14 protein-coding genes and 1 tRNA gene are annotated in these 17,783 nt (G+C 55.2%); 10 read left to right on the forward strand and 5 right to left on the reverse strand.

All coding sequences use genetic code 11. From position 1 onward, the window contains the following. Window positions 1-79 precede the first annotated feature (79 nt). Window positions 80-2,104 (reverse strand): OmpA family protein, encoded by a 2,025-nt coding sequence (locus JSS75_13020; GenBank protein ID MBS1904623.1) that lies wholly within the window; start codon window positions 2,102-2,104, stop codon window positions 80-82. A gap of 145 nt (window positions 2,105-2,249) precedes the next feature. On the opposite strand from JSS75_13020, the gene JSS75_13025 reads away from it, so the two are divergent. From JSS75_13025 to obgE, 10 genes are all read left to right on the forward strand, one after another. Then, window positions 2,250-2,960: a dolichol kinase gene (locus tag JSS75_13025; GenBank protein MBS1904624.1), complete on the forward strand. Its 711-nt coding sequence runs from the start codon at window positions 2,250-2,252 to the stop codon at window positions 2,958-2,960. A 13-nt stretch (window positions 2,961-2,973) separates the two neighbouring features. Continuing rightward, window positions 2,974-4,794 carry a hypothetical protein gene (locus JSS75_13030; protein ID MBS1904625.1) on the forward strand — a complete coding sequence of 607 codons (1,821 nt, stop codon included), beginning with the start codon at window positions 2,974-2,976 and terminating at the stop codon, window positions 4,792-4,794. Between the two features lie 3 nt (window positions 4,795-4,797). Next, complete coding sequence (locus tag JSS75_13035; GenBank protein MBS1904626.1) at window positions 4,798-5,652, forward strand: site-specific DNA-methyltransferase; 855 nt, start codon at window positions 4,798-4,800, stop codon at window positions 5,650-5,652. Continuing rightward, a complete protein-coding gene (locus tag JSS75_13040) occupies window positions 5,645-6,529 on the forward strand; it encodes a hypothetical protein (protein MBS1904627.1) in 885 nt (294 codons plus the stop codon). The genes JSS75_13035 and JSS75_13040 overlap by 8 nt, the downstream gene beginning before the upstream one ends. Window positions 6,530-6,709: 180 nt before the next feature. Then, window positions 6,710-7,333 carry a septal ring lytic transglycosylase RlpA family protein gene (locus tag JSS75_13045; protein MBS1904628.1) on the forward strand — a complete coding sequence of 208 codons (624 nt, stop codon included), beginning with the start codon at window positions 6,710-6,712 and terminating at the stop codon, window positions 7,331-7,333. Window positions 7,334-7,431: 98 nt separating this feature from the next. Then, window positions 7,432-8,712 (forward strand): AI-2E family transporter, encoded by a 1,281-nt coding sequence (locus JSS75_13050; GenBank protein ID MBS1904629.1) that lies wholly within the window; start codon window positions 7,432-7,434, stop codon window positions 8,710-8,712. Next, on the forward strand, window positions 8,709-9,443 hold the full coding sequence (gene rsmI / locus JSS75_13055; GenBank protein ID MBS1904630.1) for a 16S rRNA (cytidine(1402)-2'-O)-methyltransferase: 735 nt from the start codon (window positions 8,709-8,711) through the stop codon (window positions 9,441-9,443). Before JSS75_13050 ends, rsmI begins: the two co-directional genes overlap by 4 nt. Window positions 9,444-9,470: 27 nt before the next feature. Continuing rightward, window positions 9,471-13,073, forward strand: coding sequence for a hypothetical protein (locus tag JSS75_13060; GenBank protein ID MBS1904631.1), 3,603 nt, complete (start codon window positions 9,471-9,473; stop codon window positions 13,071-13,073). Between the two features lie 36 nt (window positions 13,074-13,109). Beyond that, a complete protein-coding gene (locus JSS75_13065; protein MBS1904632.1) occupies window positions 13,110-14,177 on the forward strand; it encodes a hypothetical protein in 1,068 nt (355 codons plus the stop codon). Beyond that, on the forward strand, window positions 14,164-15,171 hold the full coding sequence (gene obgE / locus JSS75_13070; protein MBS1904633.1) for a GTPase ObgE: 1,008 nt from the start codon (window positions 14,164-14,166) through the stop codon (window positions 15,169-15,171). The genes JSS75_13065 and obgE overlap by 14 nt, the downstream gene beginning before the upstream one ends. A 44-nt stretch (window positions 15,172-15,215) precedes the next feature. Here obgE and JSS75_13075 read toward each other — a convergent pair. The 4 genes from JSS75_13075 to yajC form a co-directional block, all read right to left on the reverse strand. After that, window positions 15,216-15,299: transfer RNA gene (locus tag JSS75_13075), tRNA-Leu, on the reverse strand. 35 nt (window positions 15,300-15,334) lie between these two features. After that, window positions 15,335-15,808, reverse strand: coding sequence for a transcription elongation factor GreA (gene greA, locus JSS75_13080; protein MBS1904634.1), 474 nt, complete (start codon window positions 15,806-15,808; stop codon window positions 15,335-15,337). Window positions 15,809-15,922: 114 nt separating this feature from the next. Further along, window positions 15,923-17,167 carry a bifunctional 3,4-dihydroxy-2-butanone-4-phosphate synthase/GTP cyclohydrolase II gene (locus JSS75_13085; GenBank protein ID MBS1904635.1) on the reverse strand — a complete coding sequence of 415 codons (1,245 nt, stop codon included), beginning with the start codon at window positions 17,165-17,167 and terminating at the stop codon, window positions 15,923-15,925. Between the two features lie 150 nt (window positions 17,168-17,317). After that, complete coding sequence (yajC, locus tag JSS75_13090) at window positions 17,318-17,644, reverse strand: preprotein translocase subunit YajC (GenBank protein MBS1904636.1); 327 nt, start codon at window positions 17,642-17,644, stop codon at window positions 17,318-17,320. Window positions 17,645-17,783 lie beyond the last annotated feature (139 nt).

Consider the following 17,783-nt stretch of genomic DNA (forward strand, 5'->3'; position numbering starts at 1 on the left):
CGATGAGAGCGAGGTGGTGTATTGGGTGAATAGACACCTCCATCTCGAATTATAATGGCAACAAGCCGGAGTTGCTAGGTTACTTCAGGATTGTAAACTCCACTCGCCTGTTCTGCTGGCGTCCGTCTTCCGTATCGTTCTTGGCGATGGGTTTGCTGCTGCCGTAGCCGACGACCTTTAACTTCTTGGTGTCGATCCCTTTCTTTACGAGGTATGTCTTGACAGCATTCGCGCGGTCTTCGCTCAGGCGGAGGTTCTTCGCTGGCGAACCGACATTATCGGTGTGTCCGGCGATCTCGATGTGCATGGCAGGGTTCGATTTGATCATCTCCACCAGGCGGTCGAGTTCGGCGTATGATTCTTCGTGCAGCACACTCTTGTTGAAATCAAAGAAGATGTTATTGAGGCGAACGGTTTGTCCCGTTTCGAACGGCACGAGTTTCAGGTCACGCGTAATCTCCTCGTACTCCTTGACTTTCTTCACATCCAAATTTTCATCGACCGGAATATATCCTTTCACTTCCGCACGAAAGCCGTACATCTTCCCGGCCGGAAGCACGATCTTATAGCTTCCGTCGGTCGGGTTCGTATGTGCAATGCCCGCATCCTTCCCACCGGGTAAGATTTCGTAGCGGATCTCCGCCTGGAGCGGCTTGCCGGACTTCTCGTCATACACCTTCCCGCTCACGAGCACAACCGGGTTCGGCTTCAGTGACGGCGGAAGCTTAGCCCGAAAAATATCGAGCGCGCCAACCGCCCCTTTGTTCGAGACGAAATAGGCGTAGTCACCCGATGCCGGGACCGTGTAGTATGCATCCCAATCCGGAGTATTGAAATCGGGACCGAGATTCTGCGGTTCGCTCCAGTGTTCCCATGTGTCGTCGAGGCGACGGGTGAGGTACATATCCACTAATCCGTAGCCCGCGAAGCCATCGCTCGAAAAGTAGAGCGTCTTTCCATCGGAAGCGAGAAACGGCATCCCTTCATCAGCGGCCGAGTTCACGATGGGGCCAAGGTTCTTCGGTGCGGTCCAGGTGCCGTTGTCACGACGGAAACACACGTAGATATCTCGAACACCGTATGAATCGGATCGCTGCAAGCTCGCGAGGATCGTCTTTCCATCGTTGGCCAGACAGAATTCCATGAAGCGATGCCGGGTGTAAAAACTGTCTATCTGTAGCTTGACCGGTGCCGCCCAGCCGTTCTTGGTCCGCGTGGATGTCCAGATGCCGGCCTCAACTTCGTAGCTTCCTTTCGTTTTCGGATACGCACCGCCGAGCAGCGCCATCGTACCGTCCGGAGTAATGGAAGCGAGGTAACTGCCACGACCGCTATTGAGCGGTGGGCCGGGATTGATCGCTTGTCCCCATTGCCCATTCGACTGGAGAGTGGAATACCAAATATTATCGGAATACCCGTAGTTGCCGGGGTGATCTTTTCTATCGAAGTAGAGCGTGTGTCCATCGGGCGAGATGACCGGGAACACCTCGTCGTAGGGAGAATTTACCCCGTACCCAAGATTCTCTTTCGAACCGGCTACCTTGGAATCGGGGGCAATATTGATCGTCGCTTTGACTGGATCTTTGCTGTCCGAGATCCCGATCGCATCGATCTCATTGTATCCCGGCACCTTCCCGCATTGCAATACAAGCTCGACGGCCGATACTTTGTAGGTCGTCTGCTTGAAAAAGACATTCATGACACGCGAAGCAACAGCGACCGACCCCGGCTCGCCGTAAAATACCCGGTGCGGCTTATCTTCGTGGTCGTAGAGGATCACTTGCTGCACAGCGCCCGGCCCGCTATTCTCGGCGATCGCGACCTGCTGGATCCGCATCGGCGTTGTATAGCCGACTTTTATACGTTCCTCGCCTCCGCCTCTGAGGCCGTCGTTCTTTCCGACCCATGCGCACGGACTGTCGCCCGAAGCTGGACATTTGTTCGGCTTCCCGAGGACCTGCTTGGCAGAGTATTCCTTGTCGCCAAGCTGCGATGAAAACGAGATGACGCTCGATGCCCATTGTACACTCTGCCCGCGAGCCGGCACTTGCAGGAGGAAGAGCGCCGCGATGATAATAGAATACACTGATCGAAAGCCGTTCACGCGATGTGGTTCTTGATGAATCGGACCTATAACAGCAAGTGCGGCAGGTGCCATTCCGTCGCAATCGCTACTCGGCAGGCACTCGGGTTGTTACAATATCCGCCCCATGCGTACAAATCCTCGTATTTTTGCGCAGTTCGTTTCTATGGAAATCGCAACAACCCCTGTGACCCCGCGTGAGCGACAGATCTCGATGTCGAATGAACTTGTGCGCAAGTCCATTCATTTGTCGTCGCTCGCCATCGTGATTTTTTACGCATTCGTGCCGGAGTCCACACTACTGTGGATTTTGCTGCCGTTGACGATCCTTGCGTTCGTGATCGACTACGGACGTCATTACGTCCCTGTCGTGGATAAGATGTTCCAGATGGTCTTCGGCAAGATTCTTCGTCCCCACGAAACAGATTCTCGTAAGAAGCTACTTTCCGGCGGAACGTATGTCCTGATCAGCGCTGTGTTCTGTGTCGTACTGTTTCCGAAGGTGATCGCGATCACCTCGTTCGCGACGCTAATCGTCTCGGATGCGACGAGTGCGCTCATCGGCAGGCGGTTTGGGCGCCACCGATTCTTCGATAAATCGGTCGAGGGTTCGACCGCATTTCTCGTGAGTGCGATGATCGTCGTCGCCCTCGCTCCGAAGGTGCTTGGGCTGCCCATTGAATACGGCATTGGCTTCGTCGGCGTGCTGGTCGGGACACTCGTCGAGGCGATGAGCGTACGTCTGAAGCTCGACGATAATTTTTCCGTACCGAGTTCGGTCGGTATTACAATGTGGCTGTGCTATCTGCTGCTCTCGCTCGGCGCCGATCCGAGGTATTCGGCACTCTATACTCATCTTGTACACGGACCGCAGTGAACGCCCCAAGATCGTGAGACTCTTCTCACGTTCATTCGTACCCCGATCTGTTCTACACACGGGAACATTCGTCGCATTGCTGCTTGTCGTTGCAGTAGCAGCCCGGGCGCAGTTTAGCGGCAATGTCGGCATCGGCGTAAATTCGTCTTCGAACGCCGCCGGCACCGACACCACCGCACCTGACCGCCCGTTTCTGCCTTCGGTCGATCTGCAATACAAACTTGCGCTCTCGCGCATCAATAGCCTGACATTCGAAGCCGCGACGAACCCGTACTACTCTTCGGTTTCAAGCAACAATTCCTATTTCAAGTACGACCTCGGCATCACTGCTGCATTCTACCTCGACGAAGACACTCCGAAACCACTCCCTGTCCCACCCAGGACAACCACGCCTCCCGTTGTCAACACGACGCAGGCTGTAAAGGAATTGGCGCCCCCTGCTCCCGAATCGGCAAAAGACTCGATCGAAGGACTTGCAATCGCATTCGAGCAGTTGAGCACTCGACTCGATTCGCTTGATATCGATGCTGTAGGAATGAGCGACGATTCGTCGGATGCAGCATACTCGCTCAAAGACTCGTTATCGGAATCGGTAGCCGCTGTCGCTGAAGTGCTCCGCTCCGGCGAGTTTACATCCAGCGTCCAGCAAGTCCTCAATGAAGAGATTGGTATGGAGCTCGGCCTTCTTGCCAAGCTGTCTGTCGGGCCGGTGGTCAGCGACAGTATCCGTCGGGTCTTGGTCGCCTCTCGGGGCTTGATGGAGCGAGCAAGTGCCGTCAATGACCTCACACCGCTTGCTTCCGCACCGATCGATACACTGCAAAAGGCTCTGCCAGCGCCGATCGTCGCAAAGCTCAGACCGTCGGACGCTGTAGCGACGGAAAATGCCCCGGTGATTACGCTCGTCGATGCGATCACTGACTTGTCGGAAAGTTCTTCGCAGGATCTGAGCATCCGCGAAGATGCGCCCACAAAAACAAGCACGACACTTGCGACGCTATTGTCGATTCCAGCCGTGTACGAACAACAGACAAACTCGACGAAGTACAAGGCGTTTTCCTACACCCAGTTCACCTTCGAGCCGCGTATTTCGTATTACGCATCCGAGCATTTCGGTGTTGGCGCAACATACGGCTTTGGTTCGCACCAATACCCAAACGATACGCTCTATACCTACAACGAGAATAAGTTCAGACTCGACGGACACCTGTCCGTTGGATCGGTGGTCGTGCTCAGCGCGCAGTTTGGGATGAGTTTTGCAAACTATCTGCACCCGTTCGATTCGGTTCGGACCGGACCGCGCGGAAAGATCATCAGTGAATATACCGAACCGTCAAATTTCTCGATGACCGCAATCGGTCTCGGTGCGGCGTTCTTTCTTGGCGATCGACTCAGTCTCGGGGCTGCAAGTGCTCTTACTCGCTCGTCACAACTGCATCCGTATCTCTTCAATGCGATTCTCGGCCGCAGCCAGATCGGCGGCCAGGCGTCGGACGATCCCTACTCCTACGAGCTAACACGATACTCGGCCTTCGCTACGACACGGATATTCTGGGATATCAGCCCGACGTTCGACCTCGCGTTCGAGCGCCGCGAATACGGGAAAGGATTAGTCCGAACAAATGTCAAAGCCAATATCCCGGCGAGAACCGATGACGGCACGATCGCAACACTCGACCTCACCCGCCTATTCGTCTTCGACGACCGGCTCCTCGGTGCGTTCGATTCGTTCACGCCGGAGTTGACCGTCCAGTACTCGAAGTACAAATCGACGATCAAGCAGTATAATTATAAGGATACGAGTATCACGCTTTCCGTCGCGTTCGGTTTCTAAACGATGCCCTCACCTCGCAATAAAACACTTAGGCTCACGGCCGCCGACAGGGCGAAACCACTTCCGCGGCTCACAGATCCACGCACCAATACTAAGAACAAGATATTCCTCGGCGACGCAGTACCGGCGCTGAAGCAGCTCGAAGGAGCGAATTTTCCACTCGCCATTGCCGATCCGCCCTACAATAACGGCGTAGACTTCGGCAATCGCAGCGACCGCCAGACCGAGGCGGCATACCGCGCATGGGTTGCCGAATGGGTCGCACTGCTCCCCTCAGTGCTGCGCAAGGATGCATCGATCTATATTTGTACCGATTGGGTGCATAGCGGATTCTATCAGGACGTCCTCGAATCAGCCGGATTTCACATTCTCAACCGCATCACCTGGAAGCGCGAGAAAGGCCGAGGCGCAAAACATAACTGGAAGCAGAACATGGAGGACATCTGGTTCGCCGTGCGAGACCCAAAGCACTATACCTTTAATATAGAACGGGTCAAGCTTCGCAAACGCGTCATTGCGCCATACCGCGAAAACGGCAAACCGAAAGATTGGTACGAGACCCCAGACGGTGAGCGCGAACGCCTCACACATCCGTCGAATATCTGGACAGACCTTACCGTCCCCTTTTGGTCGATGCCCGAGAACACCGAGCACCCGACCCAAAAGCCCGAAGCACTTGTCGAGCGTATTATCGAAGCTTCATCCGACCCCGGTGACCGCGTGCTCGACCTCTTTAGCGGCTCCGGGACGACATCGGTCGTTGCCAAGCGGCTCGGACGTATGTTTACCGGTATCGAAATGAACCCGGACTACGTCCGGATCGCAATGAAACGACTCAAACGAGAACGCCATGATTGAAGAAGAAGAAGAGAGGCACTTGCCCGTCATCGGAGTAGTCCAGTTCGCGCCGGTCCATAAGGATATCGATGCGAACATCGAGCGGATCTGCGGCTTCATTCGCGAAAGCACCGCGGACATCCTCGTCTTTCCCGAACTAGCGCTCTGTGGATATGCATTCTCCTCGACCGAAGATGCAACGCCATTCGCCGTTCAACCCGACGGACCCGAGATCGAGCGCATCGCCAGAGTCGCGGCCCAAACCGAGACAGCCGTCGTCCTCGGGTTTGCCGAACTCGACGGTGAGGACGTCTTTAATAGTGCCGTCGCCATCTCTGCCTTCGGCGACATCGCCGGTATCTATCGCAAGGTTCATCTCTTCTCTTATGAAAAGATGGTCTTCGTGCACGGCGACCTGGGCTACCCGGTGTTCGATCTCGCCCTTCGCGAAGACCGCAGCATCAAGATAGGCATGCAGATCTGTTACGACTGGCGCTTCCCCGAAGTCACACTCCAACTTGCGATGGCCGGAGCCGAGGTTATTGCGATGCCGTCGAATATCGTGACCACGACCGGGATGCTCCTCGACACGCTCCGGGTCCGCGCGTTCGAGAACAAGGTCATCGTCGCATTTGCCGATCGCACTGGTTCGGAGACTCTCCAGGCTGAGACTGGCGACGAAGAGCTAACCTTCAGAGGCGAAAGCGCCATCATCGGCTATAATGGGAAGGTTGCGGTTCTCCTCTCAAGTGATGAGGAAATAATCGGTTATGCGGAATTTGACCCCGAACCAACTCGGTCAAAAAAGATCAATGACTTCAACGACCTCCTGCTCGACCGTCGCATCGTCGAACGCGCGTATTCCGACGAGCAGCAATCGGACGACGATCTTGAGTAGTGAAATAAATTACTGTTTTGTAAGAAATTACGTGCCGGAATTGATAATATGGCATGAGAATTGCATGTAGCGCAACTGAAACTATTCCGGCACGGGAAACGTAGTAAGGGTCACTTGAATACGGTAACCGACATACGGCGGATTTCCAAAGAGGTCGTTGACACCTCCACTCAGGTGGTGATGGCCCTGCCCAAGGCTGTGATCACGGCTGAGGAGCGCCTTCGCCGTCGCGTACAGGCCACGCTTCGCGTTGCGCTCGCAACCACGTTCCTCTGGCTTACCGCAATTGTCTCGATCGGCGCAACGGCGGCACAAGCGGTCGCAAAGACTGTAGGCAAAGACAAAGCTCCCCGCGAGCGCCGCATCCAGGCGAATCGCAGCCACCACAAAAAATTCAAGGTTCGCTCTGCCCCGGCAATGGAAGGGACCGCTTCATGGTACGGTCACCGGTTCCATAACCGTAAGACTGCCTCCGGTAAGGCGTTCGACAAGAATGCGCTCATGGCTGCCCATCGGACGCTTCCCTTCGGTACGCTTGTGCGGGTCGTCAATCTCGACAACGACTCGAGCTGCATCGTCGAGATTACCGACCGCGGTCCGTACGTCGGCCATCGCATCATCGACGTTTCTGAAGCGGCCGCAACAAAGCTTGGCTTTAACAATCGTGGGACGGCGCATGTCCGTCTCGAGGTCGTCAATAACGTCTTCGCCGACGCGAATGACTACGGCCTCTTCCACCGCCCCCTCTCCGACGTGCTGCGCACGCCGACCTACGCCATCGGCACACCTGCCTCCGGCAAGTAAGTTGCCGCCCGCTACCGTTCCACTCAATGCATAACATCGTAGCATTGCGTCCGTTACGGCGTATATTTGAACGTACTATTACGTAGATTGAACCCGCTGTGCCGAACCAGGAGAACCTGATCGTTTCGGGGACCACCCCACCCCTGCCCCCCGAAGAGGAAGCACGCAGAAGCGAGCATGCGAACCGCTTCGACGGAATTGCAATCGCGGCCGGCACACTCGCTCTTGCAACACTCTTCTACTTGATCGCAAACGGTATTCAGCCGTTCCTGCTTGTCCTGACGATCCTGTTGTTGCTCTACCCGTTGCGCGAATATCGTGCAGCCAGATTGATCCTGCTGACGAGCGCAACACTGTTCGGCTTATGGCTCGTATCGACACTTGCAAGCATCTTGCTGCCCTTCATCGTTGCAATGGTGATCGCCTATTTGTTCAATCCGTTGGTGACCACGCTGCACCGGAAGTGGAAGCTATCGCGAACATGGCTGTCGATCATCATTGTACTACTGCTGGTGGGTGTCGTCGGATTTGCCGGTTACCTGATCGTCCCACTCATTGTCAACGAAGCCGAGGCGCTGCTTCGGACACTTTCGGACTTCTTCCAGAATAACGAGATCCGCTTCGACGAGGAGAGCATCCGTCGTTTCCTCGTTTCGCTCGGCATTCCCGGGAAATACGTCACGCAATTCCTTAATAACGAACTCTACCCGGCCCTTAAGAACTTCACGGCGACACTTCCGAGTATTGCGCTCTCGATCGTCTCGGCTCTGCCTTCGGTGTTGCAGCGTACGCTTGATCTGATCCTGATCCCTATCGCGTCAATCTATCTGCTGAAAGACTGGTATAAGTTGGGCCCGAGCCTGCTTGGCTTTGTCCCGGCCAAACGCCGCCCACATTGGAGTGCGCTCATGGATGGTATCGATAAGGTGCTGTATGGGTACATCCGCGGTCAGTCGATCGTGGCAATTATTATCGGCACACTCTCGGGGATTGCGCTCACGATTGCCGGCGTCCCGTACGCATCGCTGCTCGGTGTGATGATCATGCTGCTCGACCTGATTCCGTTTATCGGTCTTATCTCGAGTGTCGTGATTGTGGAGATCGTGATCGTTATCACGATGCCAATCACTGCCGGCAATCTTATAATCGGCGCAGCGATCATCCTTGGGATGCACATGCTCGAAACCTACTTCCTCGGTCCGCGCATCGTCGGCAAAGGTGTCGGCATCCCGCCGATCCTGATTCTGGCGTCTGTCTTTGTCTTTGCGTATTTCCTCGGCTTTCTTGGGATGCTGATCGCCGTACCGACGACCGGTGTAATCATGCTCTTCGCCAGAGAATATCGTCAGGCGGTTGCTTCCGGCAAAGGCATCGAATGAGTCAAGCCGGTACGCTCTTCATCGTTTCCACGCCGATCGGCGATCCGCGCGATATTACGCTGCGCGCCATCGACGTCCTGCGAACGTGCGATCTCATTGCCTGCGAAGAGCCCAAACCCGCGCGTGCGCTCCTGCGACGACTCGAGATCGACAAGCCCCTTCATTTCCTCAACGAACATACCACCGGCACGGCAGAAACGGATATTATCACCGAGCTGGAAGCAGGCAAGAACATTGCGCTTATCAGTGATTGCGGTACCCCGTTACTTGCCGATCCCGGCGATGCGCTTGTAAGCGAGTGTATTGCGCGACAGATCCCCGTCGTCTCGGTACCCGGTGCATCGAGCGTATTGGCTGCGCTGGTGGTCAGTGGATTCTCGCTTCGGCAATTCTCCTTCATCGGATTTTTGCCCCGCGAAAAAGATCGTCGTGCCACCGCCGTTCGCGAGCTTCGCACCCGAACCGAAACACTGGTGCTACTTGAAGCGCCGTACCGGCTTCAGCAAGTACTGAGCGATCTTGCACACGGGCTCCCTGTCGAACGCAGAGCATGTGTCGCGCTCGATCTGACACTGGCCGGCGAACGTATCCTGCGCGGGACAATCGGCGAGATTTGCGATTATTTCGCGGCGCACCCCTTCAAAGGCGAATTCGTCATTGTCATCGAAGGGGCCCACCCCGCGCGTAGGGATGCAAAAGTGACTTCCCATCACCCTCGTCGCCGCAATTAACCGGTGGCTCCTGCGTGTTCTACAAGCGTGCCACGTCGCAGTACCCTACTCGTATTGTGCTTCCTCGCGCTGCTGTGTTACCATCCGCAGGATTCGTGTGCGCAGCGATACGCCCATACCTTCACCCTCACCTCTGCCACCGACTCCGTCGTCGTCCTCGCAGATTCCTTCTTCGTACTCTCGTCGCTGCAACTTCGTGTAGACAATTCGCTGACACTACGCAATGGGGTTGACTTCACGATCGATGATTCTGACGGCGTACCTGGTATCGTACTCGCTCCATCCGTTCGTTCGCTCTTGTTCGGCGCATCGCTTTCCGGCGAACATTCTGCTACACACCTGCTCGATGTGAGTTGCGATCTCTGTGCAACATCGCTCAAGCGATCGTATACCTTGTTCAGCGCAGATACAAATACTGCCGATGCAATACGCGACAGCGCGGTAACCCGATCACGAACATCTTCGACACCGTCTCCTCAGCCAAGCGAGCCCTTTACATTTTCAAAGGCCGGAGGCATCACCCGAGGTGTGCAAGTCGGTACCAGCCAGGACGCAACGTTCAATAACAGTTTCAATCTATCTTTTTCTGGCGCACTCGGTGACGACCTCGAATTCAAAGGTGCGCTCAGCGAAGAATCTACCCCCTTGCAACCGGAAGGCAACACCCAGACACTTCGTGACATCGACAGAATCTATATTGAACTCCACTCGCCAAAGCGGTTCAGTGCCACTATTGGCGACTTTCCGCTCGCACTATCGAATATCCGCCAAGATTCGCTGCCGTCCTCAGGATACTTCGATCAAATCTCGCGCAAAGTGCTCGGCGCAATGGCCGCCGTCGAAATCGGCCCGACGGCTGTCGCAGCTGGATATTCTGTGACAAAAGGCCAGTTCGTCACCAACAGTCTTCAGGGTCTCGACGGTGTACAGGGGCCGTACAGACTCACAGGCAAGAACGGCGAGCAAGCCATCATCGTCATTGCGGGGACCGAACATGTATATATCGATGGTGTGCTCATGACCCGAGGTGAGCAGAACGACTATGTCATCGACTACGGTCTCGCTCAGATCCAGTTCACAACCAAGCGCATCGTAACCGCGTCGTCGCGTATCACCGTCGATTTCGAATATACCGCCGAACAATATAGCCGCGAACTTATTGTTGCCAAGCAATCGACGTCGTTCCTGGGCAATCGAATCAATTTCACCACAAGCTATCTGCGTGAAGGCGACGACCCGAACAATCCGCGCGAACTATCGCTCAGTGATTCGGACAAGAGTATTCTCTCCGCAGCCGGCAACGATCCTTCGAACGCATCGAAAAGCGGGGTCACGATCGCCGCTCGCGATAGCAATGGACGGGCCCGCGGGTACTACTCCCCCGTCGATACTGTTATCGCAGGTGCAAGCAGCCGCTTTTACCGATATGCTCCCTTCGATACCATCAACTCGATCTATAATATTTCGTTTGGATTCGCAGGGCAAGGGAAAGGTCAGTACGTACGCGAAAGCGTTGGTCAGTATTCCTACGTCGGTCCCGGACGCGGCGATTACGACACCTTGGTGTTTCTTCCGTTTCCCCAATTACATCAACTCGCGAGTGCAACCTTGACACTGCGGCCATTCGACGGACTCGGTTTGTACGCAGACGGGGCGATCAGCGCACTCAACGCGAACCGATTTTCGTCTCTCGGCGCAGTCTCGGCGAATGCATATCGTCTTCGTGCGGACTACAACGATACGATCGCGCACGGTATGTTCCCCATCGTTGCATCCGTGCGGGCAAGTGACGCATTCACCGCCGCCGAGTTCGCTCCGTTCGATCGCATCCGCAACGTCGAATCGATGCGAGCGTATGGTCTCGAAAATGGTTCGCTCGGCACCGCGCAGCTCGGTCGCGACGAACACGAACAGACCGCCGGGATACGTCTGGCTCTTTCACGCCTCGCTCTTTCTATGGATGTAGGTTCGTACTCGCTCGGTAGCAATGCATACTCGGCAACCAATTACTCATACGGCGCGACATTCGACGGCACACATTTACCTCTTCCCGATCTACGGCTTGCATATTCGTTGACCCCAACAAGCGACTCGTCGCTCAACGTCGATTCGCGATGGAGTACGTTCGCGGCGGCAGTGACAAAAGTCATTTCCGATTCGCTTGTTTCTCTGCAGCCGACATTATCATACACACACGCCGTCCGAAAGAGCACAGATGGCGCTTCTTTCTCAAATGATTCTCTTCTCCCTGAGAGTTTTCGTTTCTCCGAAATTGGCGGTGGTGTTGCAGCATCGCTTACCGGCACCGGTACCTTGAGTGCCCGGTACACATATCGAACAGACGATAGTGTACGCAACGCATTGCTGCAGGACATTTCACACGCCTCCGAATTCGTCCTCTCGGCCTCGCTGACGCCGCATTCCGGTTTTTCGGCGAAGGTTGATCTCGGTATGCACTCTCGTACATTTCTCGATAGTCTGTCGAAAGCAATCAATGGTGGTGACAATTCCAGTCTGCTGCTGCACATTGTCCCTCGGTACCGCAGTGGGAATGGTGCGGTGTCCGTCGAAGCAGACTATCAAGGCTCAGAGCTGCGTACTGCGGCCATGCAACGCCTGTTCTTCGCCGTCCCGCCCGGACAAGGTAACTATATGTACCTCGGAGATCTCAATAAGAATGGGAAGCAGGATGCAGAGGAATTCCAACCTGCCCGATATGCCGATCAAGGAACATATATTTTGCTTACGATCCCGAGCGATCAACTGGAGCCGACCGTCGATCTTCATTCGAGTTATCGTCTGCGGTTCATGCCTTCGCAGCTTCCGGCGTCGAATCCGTTGCAGTTGCTTTCACCTCTTTCGTTCGAATCGTATATCCGCGTCGATGAAAATAGCACCGATCGCACCACCTCGGATATTTATCTCTATCGGCTCTCGCATTTTCTCCGCGACTCGACCACCATCCATGGCATACAAGAGTTTCAGCAAGACATCGATGTACTCGACAACAATCCGAGCGCCTCATTTCGCATGCGGTGGAACGAACGACGGATTGCATCGCAATACACGACCGGTCTCGAACGATCGTATCATCGCGAGCTGAGCCTCCGCTCACGGCTTCGGCTCTCCGATGAGATTACCTCGGAGGAGAATGGCGGACAGGTTGTTGAAAATGTCGCGACCTCTTCGCTGTCGTCGAATCGTCCGCAGCAATCGCGCAGGTATTGGGGCGATCTTCGCTTATCGCTCGATCCGCTTGGTGCATGCATGAGCTATTCGCTCTTTGCTTCGTTCGCATCGATCAGAGACGCAATATATCTGGCCGATCGTCCTGCATCGATCGATATTCTCCGCGCCTCTGCTCGCTATGCAATTTCAACAGCCCTTTCGTTTCGGGCAGAACTCTCACGAAACGAATTCATCGCCCATACTGCCGATGCAACATTCCTTCCGTACGGCGTTTCTGACGGATTGGCACAAGGTATCACATGGCAGTGGTCGCTCGGTGCGGATCAAGAGATATCGCGTGGCGTAATCGTCAATGTTTCCTATGATGGACGCTCCGAACCATCGGCCTCCGGCAGCCATTTGACACATACAGCACGAGCCGAGATTCGCGCATCCTTTTAGCTCAAAATCGAGTTATGTAGCGTCGCAGAACGACCCATGACCGTACCCGAAATCGTCAACGAAGTAGCCAGCACAAGGACGCAACGCGTCCTTTCGTGGCTCTATGCACAGGAACCGGCCGAGACCGAGCGATTCCGGCTTTCGCGCGTGCTCGACGTCGTCGTGATGCCCTCCAATGTTCAGGCGTTTCTTCGCATGCTCCTCGGCGAGCAGGACGACGAACAGCTCTTTACCCCGGCGGAATGCGAGCACCTTGTCAGCGAAGCACATTCGCTTTGTGCACGATATCTGCTCACGCCGAATGCCTTCCTCGTCGATTTTCTCGATACCGATCACGGCGCATCGGTTGTCGATAAACTTGCGGCACTGACCGACTATCCCTACTACGGCGAATTTCTGTTCGAGTGGTTTCGGGTTAATGGTGCCAATTCCGATCGTGATGCGCGCCGTGCGTTCGTTCGTCACACCGAGTATCTCGCACTTTCGAATGCGAGTGTCGAGCAGATCGCGACGTACCTCCAACCGGTGCATGGATTCTTTCAGGAGCGATTCAGTGAGGAAGGCGTGCTCGCTGTACTGATACATGCAATCGTTACCGATAAAGGAATCGAACCTGCTGCGCTTGCCGATCACTCGGTAAACGATCTGCACGCTCTTGCAGTGTTCATCAAGTCGAACATTCGTCCGCTTGAGGTACCGAAACCTCCTGAAGCGGTAACCGAACCAGTCGTTGCCGAGCTTCCCGATGAAGAACGGTATAAAGCATTTCTCGACGAGCTTCGACAAGCAGGCGTACATCTGCCACTGCCAACGCACATGCGGCACAGCGAGGAGCAACAGAGCAATAATATGCCGCCGATCTCGCTGTTCATTTCGAACAAGCTTCGTAAACAGACGATCGACGATCTGTTCCACGGCAACACGTTCGAGTACCAGCGTCTCGTCTCGATGATCGACGCAGCCGTCGGGTATGAGGATGCGTTACTGAATCTCGAAACTGTCATCCATTTGCAAAAGGCCGAGCACACACCGAAGCTCCTGGTGAAATGGGCGTCGGTAATCAGAATGAAATTTCAAGGAAGCGAGACGCATGCAGTTCGTTGATGAGGCACATATTACGATCGCCGCCGGTAATGGCGGCAATGGCATCATTGCCTGGCGACGCGAGAAATACGTCGACAAAGGCGGGCCGGCCGGCGGTGACGGCGGTCACGGCGGCGATGTGATCGTCATGGCCGACCCACAGCTTTCGACGCTTCTCGATTTTCGTTACATTCGTCAGTACAAAGCGCAGAACGGCGCGCCGGGTGGCATCAACAACATGACGGGTCGTGACGGGAAGGATGTCATCATCAAAGTGCCGGTCGGCACGGTCGTTCGCGATGAAGAAAGCGGCGACCAACTTGCCGATCTTACCGATCCGTTCGAACAAGTCGTGATTGCCAAAGGCGGACGCGGAGGATTCGGCAATAGCCATTTTAAGAACGCCAACAACCAAGCGCCGCGTCATAAAACCGACGGACGACCCGGCGTAGAACGATCGATCGAACTCGAACTGAAGCTGCTGGCCGATGTTGCGCTCGTTGGTTTTCCGAATGCCGGCAAGTCAACGCTCATCAGCCGCGTTTCCGCCGCAAAGCCGAAGATTGCCGACTACCCGTTCACGACGCTTGTCCCGAATCTCGGCATCGTCCAAGCGCCCGAAGAACATCGCTCGTTTGTCGTCGCTGATATTCCCGGGCTCATCGAAGGCGCCAGCGAAGGCAGGGGCCTCGGGCACCAGTTCTTGCGCCATATCGAGCGCAGCGCGATCCTCTTGTTCATGCTCGACGGCTCCGACACCGAACAAGATCCCTCGACTGCATACAAGATCCTCAAAGAAGAGTGTGGCCAGTACGATAAATCTCTCTTGAAAAAGCCTCGCATTGTGGTCATTACAAAAGCCGACGTGCTTGAGAGCAAACAACTGAAGTCCTACGAAGCGCTTCGTTTCGACCGCAAGAAGCCGATGATCATCAGCGCCGTTGCAGGAACAAACATAAAGGAGTTGGTCGCCGAGTTGTGGGAGAAGATCAGAGAATCACGCGAGGCCGAATAACGGTTGGTTTCGTCGGCCCAAGTCCACGACCGATCGGATCATTGTGCCCAGAGTCGGACTCGAACCGACACACCATTGCTGGCGGCAGATTTTGAGTCTGCTGCGTCTACCAATTTCGCCATCCGGGCGGCGTTCAATTTTCGAGCACTGTAAACTCGTTTCCTCAGAGAGTAATTTCCGTAATCTGCAACTCGATCGTGCCAGCCGGTACTTTTACCTGTACCGTATCGCCCACGACATGATTGAGCAGCGCCTTCCCGATCGGCGAAGACACAGAAATCTTCCCACCTTCGAAATCCGCTTCGTCGGCGCTGACGAGTTGATAGATGTTGACCTTTTTCGTCTTCGTGTTCTTCACATGCACGCGCGACATCATCCCAACTTTATCGGTCGAGATCTGCGATTCGTCGATGATCGACGAGTTCGCGAGCATCACCTCCATCTTATGGATGCGAAGCTCTAAGAGCCCCTGCTCTTCGCGCGCGGCATCGTACTCTGCATTTTCGCTGAGGTCACCCTGCGCGCGAGCCTCGGCGATCTTCGATGCGATCTCCTTGCGGGCGTGAATCTTCAGATGTTGTAGCTCCTTCTCGATCTCCGAGAGGCGCTCTTTGGTCACGTATAACTTACCGGACATATTCGTCTACCTACAAAAAAGGAAGAAGGCATCTCGCCGGTGTGGGCAAGATACCTCCCGTTGTGCAGTTCTAAAACGAAGGCCTATAACTAAAGTGTTCCATTTCTCGGGACCTTACGGCGTATCCGTTAGGTCCTGTACGATGCTCTCGAGGCCGTGTGTGTGGCCGCCGAGGAGGTGGCCGAGCTTGGACTTCTTTGTCGCGAGATACTTCGCGTTCTGCTCGCTGGCTGGTATCTCGATCGGGACGCGATCAACGACTTCCAAACCATAGCTTCCCAACCCGACGATCTTCTTCGGATTGTTCGTCATCAATTTCATCTTGCGCACGCCAAGATCGACGAGGATCTGCGCACCGATACCGTAGTCGCGAAGATCGGGTTTGAAGCCGAGCGCTTCGTTCGCTTCGACCGTATCCTTGCCCTGTTCTTGCAGCTTGTACGCTTTGAGCTTGTTCGCCAAGCCTATCCCTCGGCCTTCCTGGCGCATATAGAGCACGACGCCGCGACCTTCGCGTTCGACCATCATCATCGCGGCGTGAAGCTGATCCTGGCAGTCGCAGCGCATCGAACCGAGAGTGTCGCCGGTGAAGCACTCGGAGTGTACTCGTACGAGCGGCGGCTCGCCGCCGGAGATATCGCCTTTTGTGAGGGCGATGTGCTCCTTGCCGTCCACTTTGTTACGGTAGAGGTGGAGATGGAAATTTCCGTAATAGGTCGGGAGCGAGACTTCGACAATCTTCTCGATCATCTTCTCTCGCTCGGTGCGGTAACGGATGAGGTCCTGCACCGAAATGATCTTCATGCCGAACTCATCGGCAAGCTTGCGAAGCTGCGGCAAGCGGGCCATCGTGCCGTCCTCGTTCAAGATCTCGACCAGCACACCCGCAGGATAGAACCCGGCCATGCGTGCGAGATCGACGGCCGCTTCAGTATGTCCTGCGCGGCGCAGCACACCTTCTTCGACTGCACGCAGCGGGAAGATATGACCCGGACGGGCGAAGTCCTTGGCATGTGTTCGGGGATTCGCAATGGCGCGGACCGTCGCGGCACGGTCGCTCGTGGAGACGCCGGTTGACGTGCCGTGGATGAAGTCGATGCTGACCGTGAACGGTGTGCCATGCAGCGCGGTGTTGACATCCACCATCATCGGCAGCTCGAGCTCGGCAGCCCGGGCTTCGGTGATCGGCGTACAGAGCACACCGCGACCGTGGCGCAGCATGAAGTTGATCGTCTCCGGCGTCGCGACTTCCGCGGCCGTGATAAAATCACCTTCGTTCTCGCGCTCTTCATCGTCAACAACAATGACCAGTCGCCCGGCCTTGATGTCTTGAATGGCTTCGTCAATCGTGTTCAGCATACGTACCTCACCTCTTCAACAAGATCGTCATTCTGAGCAAAGCGAAGAATCCCTTCCCGTGTGCCTCGATCATTCGTGCAGACCTGAAGGGATTCTTCCTCGGGCTAGAGCCACTCCTCAGAATGACGATCTCTTTTCAATTCCTGATTCTCAATTCTTCGGCAGCACTTCTGCGACCGCGCTCTTTTGGAAGCGGATCTTGGTGTTCTCGGCAACGGTCACGAGGACGGTCTTGTCTTCGATTGCGCTGATGGTGCCGTGCATGCCGCCGGAGAGAATGACCTTATCGCCTTTGTCCATCTTGGTGATGAGCTCTTCGCGCTCTTTCTGGCGCTTGCGCTGCGGACGATAGATCATGAAATAGAAGATCACGATGATCGAGCCGAACATGACCAGCGTCGAAACCATGCTCGAGCCCGCGTCCTGCCCACCCTGCTGGGGTGCCATCAAGAGAATGCCGTAAGAAAGTAGATTCATGCGTTCAGGTTAATTTACAGAACCACTAAAACAGACGGATTTACGGAAACATTCGACAGGCCCAAGCGGCCGGAGGTCGTTCCCCCCAGACCTGAAAACCCTCGCAACGGCCCAATTTTACATTTTGCATTTTACATTT

The organism is Bacteroidota bacterium (genome assembly GCA_018266755.1).
Lineage (GTDB): Bacteria > Bacteroidota > Ignavibacteria > Palsa-1295 > Palsa-1295 > JAFDZW01.

What these genes read in the sequence shown, in the direction of transcription:
- JSS75_13025 (MBS1904624.1), top strand. Translation starts at nt 2,250, where the DNA reads ATGGAAATCGCAACAACCCCTGTGACCCCGCGTGAGCGACAGATCTCG.
- JSS75_13035 (MBS1904626.1), top strand. Translation starts at nt 4,798, where the DNA reads ATGCCCTCACCTCGCAATAAAACACTTAGGCTCACGGCCGCCGACAGG.
- JSS75_13040 (MBS1904627.1), top strand. Translation starts at nt 5,645, where the DNA reads ATGATTGAAGAAGAAGAAGAGAGGCACTTGCCCGTCATCGGAGTAGTC.
- JSS75_13045 (MBS1904628.1), top strand. Translation starts at nt 6,710, where the DNA reads ATGGCCCTGCCCAAGGCTGTGATCACGGCTGAGGAGCGCCTTCGCCGT.
- rsmI (MBS1904630.1), top strand. Translation starts at nt 8,709, where the DNA reads ATGAGTCAAGCCGGTACGCTCTTCATCGTTTCCACGCCGATCGGCGAT.
- JSS75_13065 (MBS1904632.1), top strand. Translation starts at nt 13,110, where the DNA reads ATGACCGTACCCGAAATCGTCAACGAAGTAGCCAGCACAAGGACGCAA.
- obgE (MBS1904633.1), top strand. Translation starts at nt 14,164, where the DNA reads ATGCAGTTCGTTGATGAGGCACATATTACGATCGCCGCCGGTAATGGC.
- greA (MBS1904634.1), bottom strand. Translation starts at nt 15,808, where the DNA reads ATGTCCGGTAAGTTATACGTGACCAAAGAGCGCCTCTCGGAGATCGAG.
- JSS75_13085 (MBS1904635.1), bottom strand. Translation starts at nt 17,167, where the DNA reads ATGCTGAACACGATTGACGAAGCCATTCAAGACATCAAGGCCGGGCGA.
- yajC (MBS1904636.1), bottom strand. Translation starts at nt 17,644, where the DNA reads ATGAATCTACTTTCTTACGGCATTCTCTTGATGGCACCCCAGCAGGGT.